Source organism: Enterobacter cloacae complex sp. HYC042_NIDB, from assembly GCF_056673315.1.
In genome coordinates this window covers 1,728,614-1,745,637 of the sequence record NZ_CP109650.1, presented here as the reverse complement: position 1 = coordinate 1,745,637, position 17,024 = coordinate 1,728,614, and the positions used below count along the sequence as shown (strand labels likewise).

Below are 17,024 nucleotides of genomic sequence, written 5' to 3'. Positions count from 1 at the left end.
GGTAAGCGATAGCGCCACCGGGCAACATTACCAAACGCCGTTATTTACCGCTTTTCACCTTGGTCCACGCGCGGGTACGCACGCGGTCAATTTTTGGATCCTGAACCTTCAGGGTGAACAGCTTGGCGAACACGTCCGCTGGCGGATAGATTGCCGGATTACTGCGGATCGCTTCGCTCACCAGCGGCACGGAGGCCTTGTTACCGTTGGCGTAGTAAACGTGGTCGCTGATGTGGGCGATCACCTCAGGACGCATCAGGTAATTCAGGAACTGGTAGGCTTCGTCTTTGTTTTTCGCGTCAGCCGGCATGGCGAAGACGTCAAAGAAGGCCAGCGCCCCCTCTTTCGGAATGAAGTAAGACACATTCACGCCGTTTTTCGCCTCTTTCGCGCGGTTCGCCGCCTGCCACACGTCCCCTGCCCAGCCGATCGCCACGCAGATGTCGCCGTTCGCCAGGTCGTTGATGTACTGGGACGAGTGGAAGTAGCGAATGTTTGGACGCAGCTTCAGCAGCAGATCGGTCGCCGGGCCGGTGTAATCATCGGCTTTATTGCTGTTCGGGTCTTTGCCCAGGTAGTTCAGCACGGTGGCGAAGATCTCTTCCGGCGCATCGAGGAAGGAGACGCCGCAGCTTTTCAGCTTCTCAAGATTTTCCGGCTTCAGCACCACGTCCCAGCTGTCCAGCTTAACGTCCGGGCCCAGCGCGGCTTTGACTTTATCCACGTTGTAGCCGATACCGGTGGTCGCCCACAGGTAAGGCATGGCGTATTTGTTGTCCGGGTCGTGCTTCGCCACCAGCTTCAGCACTTCCGGATCGAGGTTTTTCCAGTTCGATAACTTGCTCTTGTCCAGCGGCTGGAAGACGCCCGCCGTCAGCTGACGCTCCAGGAAGCTTGCGGAAGGTACGACCAGGTCAAAACCGGTGCTGCCTGCCATCAGCTTTCCTTCCAGCACTTCGTTGGAATCGAAAACGTCATAGACCACTTTAATGCCGGTCTCTTTTTCAAAATTAGCGACCGTGTCCGGCGCAATATAGTCAGACCAGTTGTATACGTGCAGCGTTTTTTGTTCCGCAGCGAGCGTGCCGGCAGAGACGGCCATCAGAGCACCCGCAACCAGACCCGATAACCATTTTTTATTCAAGGCGATCATAGTGTTATTCCTTCTGAAAGCTCGTTAACAAACGAACTAAACTGTGCAATCTGGATATATGCAAAAATCATGCATAGTTTGTCGCTCTGCTCAAAATAAAAAGAAACCTCTTTACCCGGCAGGATCCGCTCGCTTTTTTAAGCATCGCAAGAATAACTGTAGCCCGTGTCTCCGGCTATAGCCCAGACGAAAAAACGCCTTTTATCAATTTTTTATGCAGGTTAAGTCTACGTGATAAGCCGAAATGGCCTTGAGGGAGGTGAAAAATTCTTTAAAGAAAGGTTAAAGGCAGCAGAAAAAATGGCCTTCTGCAGCCGCTATGGCAGCGACTGCGCAAAAGTCAGACAGGCTTAGTGAAGAAAATTGGGAGATGCATCATTATTCTCAGCATCGTCTTCCGCGCTATACAGCAGATGATGTGCATTGGCTTCCATCATAACCATGGAAATTTGCTCTTCGCTCAGGCGCATAAACCAGGCGAACTGCTTGAACGACAGCCCCGCCCCGGAGAATAAAGACTGGCAAACGACCAGTTTTGGCAGATTATCGTCCTGTATATCGAGAAATGCTTTCACCGTCAAAGAACTGGCGTTGATAGCCGAGAGATCGGAGGCCAGCGCCAGCAGCGCAGAAGGCTTCACTTCGGCCAGCGCGGAAAAAAGGATCACGTCGTTAATCAGATCGATTTTGGCATCGAAAATGCCGTCGAAATTCTGCATATGAGGCAGATGCAGCGCCTGGCAGGAATCACATTCGAAGAAGGTGATCCCGGCATCATCAAGCCATTGACGTAACGTATCCAGTGTAGGTACGACCTGTAAATCCATCGCTGTGCAGCCTCTTTAGTAAAAACTTCGCATAGGGTACTCAAAAAGCGCCCGGTAATCCATTTAACCGCCCGTTTTCAGACAGTAACCCGGCGTGGCATGACGCTCGATCCATGAGATCATTTTACCTGCAATATCGACCCCTGTGGTTTTTTCCACACCTTCCAGCCCCGGGGAGGCGTTCACCTCCATCACCAGCGGCCCGCGCGTCGCGCGCAGAAGGTCCACGCCCGCTACGTCCAGCCCCAGGGTTTGCGCCGCTTTCACGGCTATTTCCCGTTCGCGTTCGCTAATATCGGCTACCCGCGCAACGCCGCCGCGGTGAAGGTTAGAGCGGAAGTCGCCCTCTTTGGCCTGGCGCTCGATGGCCGCCACGACCTCGTTCCCCACCACGAAACAGCGAATGTCGCGCCCTTTCGCCTCTTCAATGTACTCCTGCACCAGAATGTGCGCATTCAGCCCGCGAAAGGCGTCGATCACGCTCTCCGCCGCCTGACGCGTTTCCGCTAACACCACGCCAATACCCTGCGTGCCTTCCACCAGCTTGATCACCAGCGGCGCGCCGCCCACCATATCGATCAGATCGCTGGTGTCGTCCGGTGAATGGGCAATGCCCGTGACGGGGAGATCGATCCCCTGTCGGGCGAGGAGCTGCAGGGAGCGCAGCTTATCGCGGGCGCGGGAAATGGCGACGGATTCGTTGAGCGGATAGCTGCCCAGCATCTCGAACTGGCGCAGCGCGGCGGTGCCGTAGTAGGTAATCTGGGAGCCGATGCGGGGGATCACCGCATCGAAGTGCGGCAGCTTGCGGCCTTTGTAGTGAATCGACGAGGCGGCGGGGTCGATGTTCATATAGCAGGACATCGGGTCGAGGATCTCAACCTGATGCCCGCGTTTCGCCGCCGCTTCTCGCAGGCGCTTACATGAATAGAGCGTTCCGTCCCGGGACAATATGGCAATTTTCACCCTGCACCTCTCTGAAGACATGGAAAAAGCCTGCATATCATATACGCAGGCAGGCGCAGGAGGAATGGACTATCGCGTTGCCCAGCCCTGCTTGTGCAGATACTCAAGAATAAACGGGCGGTTTTCTTTGATGATGGTGCGGCGAATATGGTCCGTCCAGGTGTCGCGACGGTTATTGCTGCCGCGCGTCATGTAGTAGTTCGCCAGCTCTTCGTCGTATTGATTCAGGACATCCTGATCGACCGGCTGGTAATGGTTTTCATGCACCAGCATCGCGGCAGGAATGCGCGGCTTGAGATCCGGGTTGTCCGCCGGCCAGCCGAGGCACAGGCCAAACAGCGGCAGCACGTGTTTTGGCAGCTTCAGCAGGTCGGTCACGCTTTGAATGTTGTTACGCAGCCCGCCGATATAGACACCGCCTAACCCCAGCGATTCCGCGGCCGTAAAGGCGTTTTGCGCCATCAGCGCGGTATCCACCACGCCCAGCAGTAGCTGTTCGGCCAGCCCAAGTTCCGCCTCAGGGCAGATCTGCAGGTGGCGGTTAAAGTCGGCGCAGAACACCCAGAACTCGGCTGCCTGAGCCACATGCTTCTGCCCGCCGGTGAGCGTCACCAGCTGTTCACGCATGGCCTTATCAGTAATACGGATAATCGAGCTGCACTGCAAAAAGCTGGAGCTGGAGGTGGCTCTTGCGCTGTCAATAATCGCATTACGCTGCGCCTCGGTAATCGGCTCATCGGTAAAGTGGCGAATGGAGCGGTGGGACTGGAGCAGGTCTATGGTTGGCGTCATCTTGTCTCTCTTTAGTCTTGCTTAATACGTATGGCAGCCAGTATAGGCAATGATGTGCGCGGTGTAATTGGCGAAACATAGCTCATAGATATTATAACGACAGGCGAAACCTTCTTTAATGACGGCGGGTTATGGGGCACTATACGAGTCATTCGCCGTCAGGCTTGTTTTTTGAGGAGAGAGAAATGTTTGCAGTAATTTTTGGTCGTCCAGGGTGCCCTTACTGTGTGCGCGCGAAAGAGCTGGCTGAGAAACTGACCGAAGAGCGCGATGACTTCAACTTCCGCTATGTGGACATCCACGCGGAAGGCATCACCAAAGCCGACCTGGAAAAAACCGTCGGTAAGCCGGTTGAAACCGTGCCGCAGATCTTCCTCGATCAGAAACACATCGGCGGTTGCACCGACTTTGAGGCCTACGCTAAAGAGCATCTGGGCCTGTTTGCCGAGCAGTAATGAAGAGACGCCCTCACCCTGAGGGCGTTTTTATTTGCGGTGCCGTCGGTGCTGAACCAGGCTGCGCACAAACAGGTAGCACAGCGCGCCAAGCGCGCACCAGAATACGCCGCTCAGCAACCACGCCAGCTCCTGCCAGAAACTCCGCGTTGAAATATACATCAGGCGCATCATCAGCAGACACAGCGGTGCAGCGAGCATGGCGCCCAGCAGCGGCTTCACCACCTCCCCTTGACGGGAGAGAAAACTGGCGGCAGCCCCCGGCAACGTGAAGAAGAGCAACCCTAGCTCAGGATGCCCGGACGCCCTGAACGCGCCCTTTACATTAAATGCGAGCGACATGCACACGACCGTGAACAGCAAAAAACAGCTGATCACCCCCGCCCAGTTTCGTTTCATATTCAAACTATCCTCCTGACTTATCTCTATCAAATACACATTCGTCGGGTAGACGCCCAGTCAGATAAAGCAGTGCGGCAATCCATGCCAAAGTACGCACAGGGTGATGCGATAATCAGTAGCTGTCAGTAGCTAATGCGATTAAACTACACGCCAGCTAATGTTTTAGGGAATAAAGCAGGAAACAGGGAGCGTTAGCGCTTTTCCCTGATCCAGAAAACAGTAGCCCAAAAAGTCCTTTCATTCAACAACTTACTGGTAAACAAGAAGTTAGCCTCCGTGAATATAAACGTCGCAGACTTGTTAAATGGGAATTACATCCTGTTATTATTTGTGGTACTGGCGCTGGGTCTTTGCCTGGGTAAATTGCGCCTGGGGTCGGTTCAACTCGGTAATTCCATTGGCGTTTTAGTCGTCTCCTTATTATTAGGCCAGCAGCACTTCAGCATTAACACGGACGCGCTGAACTTAGGTTTTATGCTGTTTATTTTTTGCGTTGGCGTAGAAGCGGGACCTAACTTTTTTTCAATTTTCTTCCGCGACGGCAAAAATTATCTGATGCTGGCGCTGGTGATGGTCGGCAGCGCGCTGCTGATCGCGTTAGGACTGGGCAAACTGTTTGGCTGGGATATCGGGCTTACGGCCGGTATGCTGGCCGGCTCCATGACCTCCACCCCCGTGCTCGTGGGCGCCGGTGATACGCTGCGGCATTCCGGCATGGCGGGCGCGCAGCTCTCTACCGCCCTCGACCATCTGAGCCTGGGCTATGCCCTGACCTATCTGATTGGTCTGGTGAGCCTGATCGTTGGCGCGCGCTACCTGCCAAAACTGCAGCACCAGGATCTGCAGACCAGCGCCCAGCAAATCGCCCGCGAGCGCGGTCTGGATACCGATTCCAAACGTAAAGTCTATCTCCCGGTTATCCGCGCCTACCGCGTCGGGCCGGAGCTGGTGGCATGGGCAGACGGCAAAAATCTTCGCGAACTGGGGATTTACCGCCAGACAGGTTGCTACATCGAACGTATCCGCCGCAACGGCATTCTGGCGAACCCGGACGGCGACGCGGTGCTGCAGATGGGCGACGACATCGCGCTGGTGGGTTACCCTGACGCCCACGCCCGTCTCGACCCGAGCTTCCGTAACGGCAAAGAGGTGTTCGACCGCGACCTGCTCGACATGCGTATCGTCACCGAAGAGATCGTGGTGAAAAACCATAACGCCGTGGGCCGCCGTCTGGCGCAGCTGAAGCTGACCGACCACGGCTGCTTCCTCAACCGCGTGATCCGCAGCCAGATTGAGATGCCTATCGACGACAACGTTGTGCTCAACAAAGGCGACGTGCTGCAGGTCAGCGGCGACGCGCGACGCGTAAAAACCGTTGCCGACCGCATCGGCTTTATCTCCATTCACAGCCAGGTCACCGACCTGCTGGCCTTCTGCGCCTTCTTCATTGTTGGCCTGATGATCGGGATGATCACCTTCCAGTTCAGCAACTTTAGCTTCGGCATCGGTAACGCCGCCGGTCTGCTGTTCGCCGGGATCATGCTAGGCTTCCTGCGAGCGAACCACCCGACCTTCGGCTACATTCCGCAGGGCGCGCTGAACATGGTGAAAGAGTTCGGTCTGATGGTGTTTATGGCGGGCGTCGGCCTGAGCGCGGGCAGCGGCATCGGCCACAGCCTGGGCGCCGTCGGCTGGCAGATGCTGGTTTCCGGACTTATTGTCAGCCTGGTACCGGTAGTGATCTGCTTCCTGTTCGGCGCCTACGTGCTGCGTATGAACCGCGCCCTGCTGTTCGGGGCAATGATGGGGGCCCGTACCTGCGCGCCGGCGATGGAAATCATCAGCGATACCGCGCGCAGCAACATCCCGGCGCTGGGGTATGCAGGCACCTATGCTATCGCGAACGTACTGCTGACGCTGGCGGGTACGCTGATTATCATCATCTGGCCGGGACTCGGATAACTCCTAAGTTTGCGCGTAATGAAAAAATTTTTGTAACGCGCAGAACTTTTTTAGCAGGGGGCAGTCATAACTAGTGCCACTGCTTTTCTTTGATGTCCCCAATTTGTGGAGCCCATCAACCCCGCCGTTTTGGTTCAAGGTTGATGGGTTTTTTGTTGCCTGAAAATAAAAATCATTAAATTCAAATGCTTGCAATAAAACGGTGATTGAGTTGGCGACAAAATGGCGACAGCGATAGTGCCCAATCATATTTGTTACAAATCTTGCTCGTCAGGTTCATATGCTAATTCCAGCTCCCCAAAATCCATCGACGTCGGACGCTCTATTACTTCCACATCTTCAACGGTCAAATCATCTATAGAACCTGACAAGTCTCCGGAGATTGTTATTAGTATTCTGGATGTATATGTTTCCTCGGCACGCTTGGTGATTGACCCCATGTAGACATGATCCTTATCGAATGAATCGTAAACTGATAGGGAGAAATCACCATCTGCGTAAAGTGAAATTTCTGCAAATGCTTCTAAAACAACCCAGTTTTCATCCTTGTCAATGACAGTGAAGTGATTATCTGTAAACTCAAAATCTTCAAATCCACCTGAGCATCCATCAGCCTCCCAGTACAAATATGAATCTGCCTCTTGTTCTGGTGCAAAACCGTCAAAGGTTGACTCAAGGTGTACAGCAACATCATGCAAGAATTTACCGGCCTGTCCTTCAGCAAGTGCTTTTTGTAAGTTATCAATTAGTTCATAAGGTGCGGTTTCTTCATTGAAGTGTGCTAAAGCCTTTGATAAGTCAGGTTCATAATGCAAATTCTCAGCATCAGCACAAAATCTCTGCCAATCGTCATCTCTTGCTACGGCAAGAACATTTTCACCATTCTCTTCAGCCCAAGCTTGGACGGCCATTAATGTGATCGCATCAGGAAACTCATTTTTTTTCTTCCCTGTATCTGCGAAAGGAGCTTCAGAAGAGAAATATCGTTCAAGTAGTTCAGGTACCGAAACGTAATCCCCAGTAGTCAAAACCTCCGCATCTGTTACGCCAACAAATCTGTCTAATCTACTCTTTCCTAATCCTTCAACTTCTCTGCCTTCAATCAATGTTCTTTTTGCGTCATTTAGTTCGCTTCCATCAAAAAAAAGATGATCGCCAGCCTCTTCGAAAGCTTTCTCAAGAGAGCCACGTGAAGTCCTGATTTTTCTTTCAAGATGATTTTTAACTTCGTTGTAAATTACATCCGGTATCAAAAACGTTGTCGGGGTTCGGCTGAACTGGGAAAGCTTACCCAGTAGTCCTTTCTCAAGCTTTAATCCGTACTGATCGTAGATACTTGTGTCTAACAAAATTGCGGTGAATTTTTCAGTCATATCGAATGCCTTAATGTAAGCTCTGCCAAGTAATCATCGGAAGAAAATCCACAACTAAAAAGCGACTACTAATGTGGCAAAAGTTTTCTTAAGTTCCAAGATTAAAATTAGATTTCGATGCAATTGTTAGTCGCTGGTTTTCATGAAATGCATGCAGTTTTTTTCAGTTTTCTATGTACCGCTCTGTTTTGCCTTGTACCGCCCCAGCTCTGGCTTCAGCTGCATCCCCACAGACCGAAGCGGAAGGCCAAAACGATCCTTTCGACACACAAAATTTAAAATAATTTTATTTTTCAATCACTTAAACCATTACCAAGATCCTTTCCAGATCCATAAATGTGAAAAACACTGAAATTCTTTTCAATCTTTTCAGTTCTGGTTTTCCGCAAAGCCGCCAGCGCTGGCGCGGTCTGGCGGTCTGGTTTGCAGAAAAATAAAACTGAAAAATTTTTATGATCCAAAAACCGCAGGCGGGTGCGGTGTAGTGCGATTTTGGTCTGCGAAAGATTTTTTTGTCCGTGCTGTGACTCGCCAGCGCACCGCTGTGGGCACGATCTGTTTTAAAGGTGGCTATGAGTGTGCGAAAAGGCTGAACGCGCCAGAGCGCCGCTGACAGCGCGTAGCGATAGCCGCTTACGAGATAAGAAAGGAAATATCCCCGCTAGGGGATGAATGGCATAAAAAACCCGCTTTCGCGGGTTATGTTCTGGACAGGTTTACTTGCCAATGACCGGGGAGTATTTGCCGTTCAGCGTGTCCGCTTTCGTTCCGGTGTTCCGGATGGCTCCCGCGTTGGTCGGTGCTCCCGTATTGCTGTGCGTGTGGCTTGCCGTTTGCTCTGCCAGCTCCTTAACCACGTCGAGCGTGTCCAGCATCAGCTGTGCCACGTTGATTGTGCCAGAGCCAATCCACACCACCGGGGCAATAATTTGCTGTTGCACGGCCGCCACGCTTTTACGTATCTGGCCAATTTTCTCGATCAGGTCTTTACCCGTAGTGACTGTCTGGCTCCCGGCTATGTCCGTTTCATCATTGCCGCCGATACTCGCCACGCGGTTATTGACGGCCTGACTGTAATCCCCCGTGCATACCTGCTGAATGGCTCCGGCCATCAGCGTGAACGTACCCAGCACGGTAATTTTATCCGTGGCTTTAACCGTGGTTTCGCGGCTGACCAGATCCCGCTGTTCTGTATCGGCCTTAACCACCCGCGCCATTGAGGTTTCACTGATCGTCTGGTCTGTCTGCCTCACCCAGTCACCCGCCTGGGTGACGCGCTGCGACACTTCTGCACGCTGCTGTTGCAGCTGTTCGCCTGGCTGGATATCCGGGAGGCTGGTTCCGTCCGGCACGGTCTGCCGCACAAAAGGCTTATCCGGCCGTCCGCCAGTAAAAGCGATTTCGACCAGCGTCCCTTCAGGCGGAAACTGGAACATCCCCGAATCATTACCCGCCATAGGAACCGGCAGCGGCACAGCTGAGTAAACAGGCGTGTCCTTATCCGGGTTGCCGTCCGCGTCTAACAGCTGCACGTCAACTGCATACCCTCTTCATCAATCAGATCAAACTTTTTGAAGAACTCCAGATTTCGTTTCTTCTGATCTATCCATTCGCCCAGGGTTTTACGTGATACGTAGGCGCTGGCAGATTTCTGCACCTGGCCAACGGCGATGGCCAGATGTTCACGTTGCAGATCACGGGCACGCTTCAGGCGCTGATACCACCATTCCGGTGCCATGAGACGCAAAATCCCGGACTCCGCTTTTCTGGTTTCCAGGTGGCCTTCATTTGCCTCGTACTCTGCCCAGTAAGGCGGCTGATTGTTCAGCATGAGGGAAAGCGAGCAAAGATTGCGGTAAGCCGCCAGCGTGCGCTGGCGCATTTCCCTCTCGTCTTTTGGCTTGCTCTTCAATGTGTCGGTGAAGTCATAGAACATCTGAGCCATCCAGCCAGAGACCTGGCCAGACAGCTTTTTGAGATCGGTACGGTCAAGCGATGGCAAGCGCTGCAATGATTTGCCGAAAGGGAGATCGCTTACATCAGCAGCCAGCTGGTAACGCGCAGCCACTTTCCGCAGACGTGGCAATACATTCTCACCGATAGTTTTGCGCAGAAATGTATTGGCACGGCGGCGGCCGTCACGGCCAGCAAACAGCTTTTCGTAACGGTTGCCAAAATACCCGGCTAACCAGTCGGGTATCTCGTGAAGAAACTGTGAACGCCATTCGTAGTCCTGTGGGTTAACTGCCCACAATCGGCGCTCTGTGATCGTCGCATTCGCTGGCGTTCCCGGCGCAAAAGTATCGCGCCGCCAGCTATCGACGGCGTGATGTTGGCCAGCAAGAGACATATCAGCCACGATTAACCCACTTTTTCCAGGCGTTAATCATGAAAGCAGCTGCGGTATAAAGCGGACTTTGCTGCCCACCCAATTTGAGAGGGGTTTTTACTGCCATGCTGCGCCGCCTTTGCTGCAAATGGCCGCAGCCTCTTCACGGATCAGTTCTACGATTTCGGCAGCGCTCAAGCCTTCATTGGCGGCAAAAGTGGCCAGCTTATCCAGACGTGTAGAACACAGGTCGGCGGATGCCGCTTTACCTTCCTCGGTAGCTTTGGCCAGCATGGCCAGCAGATCATGACCAGAGTGATTGACGGGTAAAACCATGTTTGTTTTTTGCATTTTGGGTTCCTCAAGGCAAAAGAATCCCCGGCCACCGCAGGGATGGCTAAAAATTCAAGCTGTGAATTAGTGGAAAGAGATGGTAAGGGGTGCGGCTGAGTAGCTCGGCGCTGGCACTTTGTGCAGCTCGTAGGTATTACGCCACCACTCCTGGATCAGCGCTTTGATTTCTCCCGCACCCAATGAACCTGCTACGAAATACATGGAACGAATACCGGCCAGCGCTTCAATCTGCTGCAACTGGCTTTCAGCCTCACGATAAACGCAGCACCAGTAGGCAACATTAACGGCCAGCCAATGACGTTTGTTTGTCATGTGCTCCGTGTCATTAAAGAAAAATGGGTGTAAAGCCACACGGTCATTTTTGATTGTGCTCTTCTCCAGAAACAGAACGGCATAATTATGAGGAACCCCCCATACAGCCAGCTCTTGCCCTAGCTCCTTAGCATTTACAGAGATAGTGGACATTAATGATTCTCCTGCTGTTGCATCTTATGAACGATATGAGGCGCGATAATCATCTGTACGCCATTACTGCTGTGGATCGGATGTGCCTTTTTCACCTGGCGGTTGGCGCTGCGCTTAGAAAAATCGCTATCGCTCAAACTCCCGAACCCTTCAAACGTCAAACGCGCCCTGGATATGCCCTGGCGCAGCTGAATCATTGCCCGGTAATCCAGGCGTTCGAATAACTCAGACCAGCAGCATTTACACAGGTGGGCTTTGAAAACGTCCATCCCGGAAGCAACTGCGGCCGCATGCAAAACAACCCCGCGCCATTCTGGTGTTAATTTGTCCCACCATTCGGCGGCTTCGCTTTTCTCGCTCCAGTATTTGCGGCGGATATTCCCCAGCCACTTAAGGCCGATCTCCTGTTGCTTTGAGCTAATGGCCATAACCCCCCCTGATAATCCCGAAGAAACGAAACCACCGCGGACGACGAGACGAGCGGGCATTAAATTTGTACTGATGCCCAGGGTTCCAGCGCTGGCCATTTGGCAGCTCAAGCCATCCGGTTGACCCGCTGGCGAGCTGCATTGCCGGAGATTCTTTTTTCAGATAGGTGACGAACGCTTTCATACTTATCCCTCACATCATGCTGCTGGCGCTGGTAGTCACGATATCGACGGCAGCAGCAAGAACCGGCGCAGACTGGAGGCGGCTTTCAACGGTGTAAGCCAGGACGGAAAGAGAACGGATAGCATCACGAGCACGATCGAGAATTTGTGTGCGGCGTGCTGCTGTCATGCGCTCAGTTGATACAGCTTCCCCAGCGATTGCCCCCACATTGGCGGTGGCACTCAACGCGCAAAACTGCATGTTGGCTTCACTGGCGTTATTGATAGGAACGGACGGGAGGCAGTTAATCTGCCCTAGCATCCCATCCAGTAAACGTGCATCTTCGGTGTAATCGGTAATAGCCAATAGCTCGTCACAGGTCAGACGATGCGGTTGAACTGGATTCAACTTATTGCGCAGGATCTGCGGACGCATACCAACGGCAGTGGCCACATCTTCAAGATTGTGAGAAAGCGCAAACGCTCGGCAAGCTGCATCAAAATGTGCATGTTTGGAAGTTTGGTAATCAAACATAGTAACCGCCCCCTAAAGATTCCAAAATCGAACTAAGAGATAACTACGTTGCTATTTGAGAGCGCGTCGACAGTCATTGCAGCGATGTTAATCATTACTTTTTCACGCTTTTTATCTTTGCGAAGACGATGTCTTATTAGGCGTCCATCAGCCAGCATGTCATTTATGGTTTCTACAGACAGCCCAGTAAGTTCGCTATAGCGTTCAATGGTCACATGAGGAGTTGCGATTGAGATTGAAATGTGTTGGTTCATGATGCATGATTCCATGTTGGCCAGCTTGTGGTGAGCAAGGTTAACGAGTGTTATCGGGTGAAGATTCCAAATGGAACCATCAAGTGCGAGGTTACGATCGCTTTTGGAATCAGTCAAGAAAAATCAGACTCCAAGGGGAATCAATGGATTTTAATAGTGGCGGGCGTAAAGCCATAGAAAGGTTGGTAGAAGCATATGGTTTTCATACAAGACAGGCTCTAGCTGATCATCTTGGGGTATCAAAAAGCACTTTGGCCACAAGATATATGAGGGATATTTTTCCATCTGACTGGGTGATTACATGTGCCCTGCAAACAGGCGCATCTCTAGCTTGGTTAGTTGAAGGGAAAGGGCCAATGTTCGATATTGGGAAAACGGATATTCTGAGGCTAAAAAAGGAAAAAGTAATTGATGGAAATTTACTAGATTCCGGAACTGTTTATTTTGATAAAACTATATTACCTCTAAACATAACTTCTCCAATTATTTTGGAAGAAGATAATAACTTATATGTTGCTGATAAATCATTCAATGAAATAGCAGATGGACAATGGCTTATTAGCATAGATGGTAAATACAGTATTCGAACTGTTTCTCGCATCCCTAACAATAACATTCGCGTAACAAAAGGCGAAATAACTTTTGACTGTCCAATCGATGATCTGAACTTCACCGCCATCATAAAAAAAACCTTTATATGAAAAAAGGCAATCAATAATGAAACCAGAAACCTATTCGCTTGTAGATACAGCATTGAAATATGCCTTATGGCCTTTCTTGTTAATTTTAATTATTGTTTTATTTCGCAAACAAATAAAAGAATTTATAAACACATTAAATTCCGCAAAAAAAGTTAAGCTAGGTGTTGATGGTTTTTCTTTTGAAACAAACACAGACAATCCACTTATAAACAATGAAGTTAATGATGAGAATGGGAAACTAGATCCGCCTCCCATTACTAAAGAAAAAGAGATAGAGAAAACTTACTGGTACTTATCTGTAAGCGACTTGTTAAAAGACAACAAGATCCAAGAGGCAAAAGCTGAGTTTGAAATATTCGTCCGAGAGCACAAGGACACTATTAATTATGATGCCGAACATGCTTTTTTTTCATATGTTTTATTCCAAACAACAAAAGATGAAAGCATACTGGATGATTTGTTACTGAACATAAAACAGTCCAAAGAGCCAAATATTAAAAAAGAATATGTAAACTCATACATATATTGTCTTAATCTTACGCTTCAATACTCTAAAGCAATTAGTTTTTTAAAAACAATAATATCTGAAACCGATGACTTGAAAATAAATTCAGCGTACATAATTTCACTTTCAAAAATCTACTTATTAAACCTTGATATAGACAAGGGGGAAAGTGAAATTATACAACTAATTAGAACTCTTTCCGGCAATGAAATAGAAAAATTCGAAGATGAACTTTTCCTTGCTTATCTTCAGCTAGCTGAAATTGAGAAAGCGAAAGATGACAAAATTAATTATGCCCTGTGTCTCGATAAGGCACTAGAGTTTAAGCCTTCAAACGAAAGCACTCTCTTTTCTGCAGCCTATGAATCAAGTCAGTTGAACTTTTTGGATTCATTGGCTATTTCTAATTATTCTCACCTTGAAAATCTCGCTCCGAAAAACGATGCTGTAATTAACAATCTAGGAGTTGCAGCCAATAAATTAGAACTAAAAATCATAGCGTGTGATTATTATAGAAAAGCTAAAGATTTAAACAGTTCAATATCATACTCGAACATTGGCTATAAATTATTGGAAGCTGGATGTGCAAAAGAAGCTGAAGAGCTTGCAAGAGTAGCGATCACATTTGCCAATCCCGATAAAAATAACTATGAATTATTAGCTAAAATAAAAAAAGATACTGAAGAAGAGCATATTAAATGGAAAAAACACAAAACAAAATCCAATGAAAAACAAAAATTCATTAGAAACTATGTTGGTAGAAAATATAATTCACCAAATCAATTTCCAACAAATGAATTTTGGATCGATGAAAAAGAAAGACAAGTTAAGATCGCAATTACAGAAACAAGCATAGCCATTACATGGCAAGATCCAATCAAAGATATAAAATTTTACGGCTCAATTAGCAATACAACCTTAAAAGGACTCTACATTTCATCACCGTTGCAATCGCAAACTCTATTAGGTGGTGGCGATAAAACGATAACCGCTCACTGCGTTGGATATTATGATGAGAAACAGTCTCATATAATTATATCAGCAACAGAGTCTGACAGTGACTTAAAAATAATACTCAAGAAAAATGACAATGTTTGAGTTGGTAATTAACATACATTGACACTGTATGCATATCCAGTAAAAATGTCCTACTGATGGAGGAGGACATTTTTATGACTGTGCGGAAACTTATCTCAGGTAAATGGATTTGTGAATGCTACCCCGCAGGGCGTAGCGGGAGACGTGTGCGTAAGCAGTTCTCCACAAAAGGTGAGGCTCTGGCTTTTGAAAGGCATGCTATGGCAGAGGCTGAACTGAAGCCTTGGCTAAGTGAATCGATAGATCGCAGGACTCTAAAAGACATAGTTGAACTCTGGTACAAACTACACGGTAAATCTCTTTCAGCTGGCAAGCATGTTTATGACAAGCTTCTCTTGATAGTTGATGCTCTAGGAAATCCACTCGCTACAGATCTCACTTCTAAAAGGTTCGCTCACTACAGAGATAAGCGCCTAACTGGCGAAATCTACTTTAGCGAGAAGTGGAAAAAAGGAGCCAGCCCGGTAACAATAAACCTCGAGCAGAGCTATCTAAGTGGTGTTTTTAGTGAGCTTACCCGACTCGGTGAATGGGCTGCGCCAAATCCACTTGAGAATATGCGTAAGTTCACAATCGCAGAAAAGGAAATGGCTTGGCTAACTCATGAGCAAATCACTGAACTTTTGCACGACTGTTATCGGCAATGCCCTCTGCTTGCATTGGTTGTTAAAATCTGCTTGAGCACAGGAGCTCGCTGGCGTGAGGCTGTGAACCTGACACGCTCTCAGGTCACCAAATATCGGATCACATTCGTTAGAACCAAAGGCAAAAAAAATCGTAGCATTCCAATAAGCAAAGAGCTGTATAACGAAATCATTGCTCTCGACGGTTTTAAGTTTTTTACAGACTGTTATTTCCAATTTCTGTCAGTCATGGAAAAAACTTCCATTGTTCTCCCTCGAGGGCAGTTAACACACGTTCTACGCCATACTTTTGCTGCACACTTCATGATGTCCGGAGGAAACATACTCGCCCTTCAGAAAATCTTGGGCCACCACGATATAAAGATGACCATGCGCTACGCTCACTTGGCCCCTGACCACCTTGAAACGGCCCTGCGTTTTAATCCCTTGGCTACGCTTCCAAATGGCGACAAAGTGGCGGCAGCTATTGGCATTTCTCCGTAATCACCACTCCTTCTCACTTACCTAACTGATTGATTAAATTACAAGCCCTTGTTTTTACTAACCCATTTACATAAATGGTTTTTTTGTTGCCTGAAATTCCCCCACTAGCAGAATCAATCGCTTACAGCCACGCTTTCTGATGTTGGGCGTAAGCTCCGGACAAAAAACCCTATCCCATTACTTTCTCCTTCCAGGCCTCATAAAACTATCGCTCCCTGACAGCAAAAGAATAAAATCAGGAAAAACGTCAGCAAGGAAAGCCGCATGTTCGATTTTTATCCCGACAAAACCTACAGCAGAACAGAAGTAATGAGCAAGCCATCGCCAGTTCCGCCAGTAAATGGCGTCTACTTCTGGTGGTTTAAGGAGATCCCTCCAGGTGTGCCGACAGAGGGCTGCATCACCTCAGACGGCTACACGCTGCTATACGTTGGTATTTCGCCCGACCAGAGAGGGAAACCTAGCAGCCGTTCGAACTTAAGGAAACGAATCAAAACGCATTACAGCGGCAATGCAGCTGGATCAACACTTAGGCGCACGCTGGGTGTGTTATTGAGTGGTGTAAGTGGCTTTCCCCTGCGGCGTGTGGGTTCTGGGTCCAGAATGACATTTACTCATCCTGGCGAGCAGTGGCTTGACGCCTGGATGGAAAAGAATGCCAAAGTTCACTGGCATCCTGTCGAAGCGCCCTGGGAACTTGAGGATATGCTGATTGCATCGCTTTCCTTACCACTAAACATTCAGGGAAATGCTCATGGCTTTAAAATGACGCTTTCAGGAATGCGTAGTCAGGCTGCTGCGGAGGCAAGATTGATGGAGATTGCTGATGAAAGGGGTTTCAGAAGAAGACTAATAGCGCAGTGATAAAAAACTACGCCTATGGTCTTTGATCAGTAAGCTAGTTGTTCCTGCAATCCTTTCGGATGAGGCGGCGCGGCGCTAATTTTTTGCGGACAGCACACGGATCACACAAATGTCTCATGTGTCACGAAAGTGTGCCCGCACTCAATATTTGTGCACTGGTTGTATCGTTCTTTGGTTTCGCTGGAAACCTGAAAGCTACTGCGGGTATGCGCGGCCTGACCGCACATCGGACAATTCATCATTTCGTTCAGCCCTCACCCTTAACCAGTTCG

18 protein-coding genes and 3 pseudogenes are annotated in these 17,024 nt (G+C 49.4%); 6 read left to right on the top strand and 15 right to left on the bottom strand.

Annotated features, from left to right (window positions below; genetic code table 11):
- Positions 1–40: 40 nt before the first annotated feature.
- The 4 genes from potF to nfsA form a co-directional block, all read right to left on the bottom strand.
- On the bottom strand, positions 41–1,153 hold the full coding sequence (gene potF / locus OKF39_RS08320; protein ID WP_041910676.1) for a spermidine/putrescine ABC transporter substrate-binding protein PotF: 1,113 nt from the start codon (positions 1,151–1,153) through the stop codon (positions 41–43).
- Between the two features lie 350 nt (positions 1,154–1,503).
- Positions 1,504–1,980 (bottom strand): YbjN domain-containing protein, encoded by a 477-nt coding sequence (locus OKF39_RS08315; RefSeq protein WP_003858385.1) that lies wholly within the window; start codon positions 1,978–1,980, stop codon positions 1,504–1,506.
- Between the two features lie 63 nt (positions 1,981–2,043).
- Positions 2,044–2,946 carry a 30S ribosomal protein S6--L-glutamate ligase gene (gene rimK, locus OKF39_RS08310; protein ID WP_028012504.1) on the bottom strand — a complete coding sequence of 301 codons (903 nt, stop codon included), beginning with the start codon at positions 2,944–2,946 and terminating at the stop codon, positions 2,044–2,046.
- 69 nt (positions 2,947–3,015) lie between these two features.
- The gene (gene nfsA, locus OKF39_RS08305; protein WP_028012503.1) at positions 3,016–3,738 is read right to left on the bottom strand and encodes a nitroreductase NfsA; all 723 of its coding nucleotides are present in this window, start codon (positions 3,736–3,738) and stop codon (positions 3,016–3,018) included.
- A 185-nt stretch (positions 3,739–3,923) separates the two neighbouring features.
- Here nfsA and OKF39_RS08300 point away from each other — a divergent pair, with 185 nt between their 5' ends.
- Entirely contained in the window at positions 3,924–4,193 is a 270-nt protein-coding gene (locus OKF39_RS08300; protein ID WP_028012502.1) for a GrxA family glutaredoxin, read from the top strand.
- A 30-nt stretch (positions 4,194–4,223) separates the two neighbouring features.
- Here the strand turns inward: OKF39_RS08300 and OKF39_RS08295 are convergent, their stop codons facing one another.
- Positions 4,224–4,592: an inner membrane protein YbjM gene (locus tag OKF39_RS08295; protein ID WP_080339193.1), complete on the bottom strand. Its 369-nt coding sequence runs from the start codon at positions 4,590–4,592 to the stop codon at positions 4,224–4,226.
- A gap of 279 nt (positions 4,593–4,871) precedes the next feature.
- Between OKF39_RS08295 and OKF39_RS08290 the strand changes: the two genes are divergently transcribed.
- Complete coding sequence (locus OKF39_RS08290) at positions 4,872–6,557, top strand: aspartate:alanine antiporter (protein ID WP_014169303.1); 1,686 nt, start codon at positions 4,872–4,874, stop codon at positions 6,555–6,557.
- A 254-nt stretch (positions 6,558–6,811) separates the two neighbouring features.
- On the opposite strand, the gene OKF39_RS08285 is transcribed toward OKF39_RS08290, so the two are convergent.
- The 9 genes and pseudogenes from OKF39_RS08285 to OKF39_RS08245 form a co-directional block, all read right to left on the bottom strand.
- A complete protein-coding gene (locus OKF39_RS08285) occupies positions 6,812–7,930 on the bottom strand; it encodes a PIN domain-containing protein (RefSeq protein ID WP_063410160.1) in 1,119 nt (372 codons plus the stop codon).
- 716 nt (positions 7,931–8,646) lie between these two features.
- Positions 8,647–9,474: pseudogene (locus tag OKF39_RS08280) on the bottom strand (hypothetical protein); the annotation flags it as partial.
- Positions 9,465–10,280 (bottom strand): annotated as a pseudogene (locus OKF39_RS08275) (replication endonuclease); the annotation flags it as partial. The pseudogenes OKF39_RS08280 and OKF39_RS08275, both read right to left, overlap by 10 nt.
- Positions 10,281–10,376: 96 nt before the next feature.
- On the bottom strand, positions 10,377–10,610 hold the full coding sequence (locus tag OKF39_RS08270) for a DUF2732 family protein (RefSeq protein ID WP_213841737.1): 234 nt from the start codon (positions 10,608–10,610) through the stop codon (positions 10,377–10,379).
- A gap of 66 nt (positions 10,611–10,676) precedes the next feature.
- On the bottom strand, positions 10,677–11,078 hold the full coding sequence (locus OKF39_RS08265) for a hypothetical protein (protein ID WP_447628401.1): 402 nt from the start codon (positions 11,076–11,078) through the stop codon (positions 10,677–10,679).
- Positions 11,078–11,506 carry a hypothetical protein gene (locus tag OKF39_RS08260; protein WP_045142904.1) on the bottom strand — a complete coding sequence of 143 codons (429 nt, stop codon included), beginning with the start codon at positions 11,504–11,506 and terminating at the stop codon, positions 11,078–11,080. Before OKF39_RS08260 ends, OKF39_RS08265 begins: the two co-directional genes overlap by 1 nt.
- Positions 11,496–11,690 carry a phage filamentation protein Fil family protein gene (locus OKF39_RS08255; RefSeq protein ID WP_447628402.1) on the bottom strand — a complete coding sequence of 65 codons (195 nt, stop codon included), beginning with the start codon at positions 11,688–11,690 and terminating at the stop codon, positions 11,496–11,498. The genes OKF39_RS08260 and OKF39_RS08255 overlap by 11 nt, the downstream gene beginning before the upstream one ends.
- 9 nt (positions 11,691–11,699) lie before the next feature.
- Positions 11,700–12,203: a phage regulatory CII family protein gene (locus tag OKF39_RS08250; RefSeq protein ID WP_447628403.1), complete on the bottom strand. Its 504-nt coding sequence runs from the start codon at positions 12,201–12,203 to the stop codon at positions 11,700–11,702.
- A 32-nt stretch (positions 12,204–12,235) separates the two neighbouring features.
- Positions 12,236–12,457 carry a regulator gene (locus OKF39_RS08245; RefSeq protein WP_155009353.1) on the bottom strand — a complete coding sequence of 74 codons (222 nt, stop codon included), beginning with the start codon at positions 12,455–12,457 and terminating at the stop codon, positions 12,236–12,238.
- A 143-nt stretch (positions 12,458–12,600) separates the two neighbouring features.
- On the opposite strand from OKF39_RS08245, the gene OKF39_RS08240 reads away from it, so the two are divergent.
- The 4 genes from OKF39_RS08240 (at position 12,601) to OKF39_RS08225 (ending at position 16,752) form a co-directional block, all read left to right on the top strand.
- The gene (locus OKF39_RS08240) at positions 12,601–13,158 is read left to right on the top strand and encodes a phage repressor protein CI (RefSeq protein ID WP_447628404.1); all 558 of its coding nucleotides are present in this window, start codon (positions 12,601–12,603) and stop codon (positions 13,156–13,158) included.
- 16 nt (positions 13,159–13,174) lie between these two features.
- On the top strand, positions 13,175–14,761 hold the full coding sequence (locus OKF39_RS08235; RefSeq protein ID WP_447628406.1) for a tetratricopeptide repeat protein: 1,587 nt from the start codon (positions 13,175–13,177) through the stop codon (positions 14,759–14,761).
- A 74-nt stretch (positions 14,762–14,835) separates the two neighbouring features.
- A complete protein-coding gene (locus tag OKF39_RS08230; RefSeq protein WP_447628407.1) occupies positions 14,836–15,888 on the top strand; it encodes a phage integrase in 1,053 nt (350 codons plus the stop codon).
- Positions 15,889–16,152: 264 nt separating this feature from the next.
- The gene (locus OKF39_RS08225; RefSeq protein WP_479983663.1) at positions 16,153–16,752 is read left to right on the top strand and encodes a GIY-YIG nuclease family protein; all 600 of its coding nucleotides are present in this window, start codon (positions 16,153–16,155) and stop codon (positions 16,750–16,752) included.
- A gap of 104 nt (positions 16,753–16,856) precedes the next feature.
- Here the strand turns inward: OKF39_RS08225 and OKF39_RS08220 are convergent.
- A pseudogene (locus tag OKF39_RS08220) lies at positions 16,857–16,994 on the bottom strand (ogr/Delta-like zinc finger family protein); the annotation flags it as partial.
- Positions 16,995–17,024 lie beyond the last annotated feature (30 nt).

What these genes read in the sequence shown, in the direction of transcription:
- OKF39_RS08260 (WP_045142904.1), bottom strand. Translation starts at nt 11,506, where the DNA reads ATGGCCATTAGCTCAAAGCAACAGGAGATCGGCCTTAAGTGGCTGGGG.
- OKF39_RS08235 (WP_447628406.1), top strand. Translation starts at nt 13,175, where the DNA reads ATGAAACCAGAAACCTATTCGCTTGTAGATACAGCATTGAAATATGCC.
- OKF39_RS08270 (WP_213841737.1), bottom strand. Translation starts at nt 10,610, where the DNA reads ATGCAAAAAACAAACATGGTTTTACCCGTCAATCACTCTGGTCATGAT.
- potF (WP_041910676.1), bottom strand. Translation starts at nt 1,153, where the DNA reads ATGATCGCCTTGAATAAAAAATGGTTATCGGGTCTGGTTGCGGGTGCT.
- OKF39_RS08265 (WP_447628401.1), bottom strand. Translation starts at nt 11,078, where the DNA reads ATGTCCACTATCTCTGTAAATGCTAAGGAGCTAGGGCAAGAGCTGGCT.
- OKF39_RS08315 (WP_003858385.1), bottom strand. Translation starts at nt 1,980, where the DNA reads ATGGATTTACAGGTCGTACCTACACTGGATACGTTACGTCAATGGCTT.
- OKF39_RS08225 (WP_479983663.1), top strand. Translation starts at nt 16,153, where the DNA reads ATGTTCGATTTTTATCCCGACAAAACCTACAGCAGAACAGAAGTAATG.
- OKF39_RS08250 (WP_447628403.1), bottom strand. Translation starts at nt 12,203, where the DNA reads ATGTTTGATTACCAAACTTCCAAACATGCACATTTTGATGCAGCTTGC.
- OKF39_RS08245 (WP_155009353.1), bottom strand. Translation starts at nt 12,457, where the DNA reads ATGAACCAACACATTTCAATCTCAATCGCAACTCCTCATGTGACCATT.
- OKF39_RS08240 (WP_447628404.1), top strand. Translation starts at nt 12,601, where the DNA reads ATGGATTTTAATAGTGGCGGGCGTAAAGCCATAGAAAGGTTGGTAGAA.
- OKF39_RS08285 (WP_063410160.1), bottom strand. Translation starts at nt 7,930, where the DNA reads ATGACTGAAAAATTCACCGCAATTTTGTTAGACACAAGTATCTACGAT.
- OKF39_RS08230 (WP_447628407.1), top strand. Translation starts at nt 14,836, where the DNA reads ATGACTGTGCGGAAACTTATCTCAGGTAAATGGATTTGTGAATGCTAC.
- OKF39_RS08255 (WP_447628402.1), bottom strand. Translation starts at nt 11,690, where the DNA reads ATGAAAGCGTTCGTCACCTATCTGAAAAAAGAATCTCCGGCAATGCAG.
- OKF39_RS08295 (WP_080339193.1), bottom strand. Translation starts at nt 4,592, where the DNA reads ATGAAACGAAACTGGGCGGGGGTGATCAGCTGTTTTTTGCTGTTCACG.
- nfsA (WP_028012503.1), bottom strand. Translation starts at nt 3,738, where the DNA reads ATGACGCCAACCATAGACCTGCTCCAGTCCCACCGCTCCATTCGCCAC.
- OKF39_RS08300 (WP_028012502.1), top strand. Translation starts at nt 3,924, where the DNA reads ATGTTTGCAGTAATTTTTGGTCGTCCAGGGTGCCCTTACTGTGTGCGC.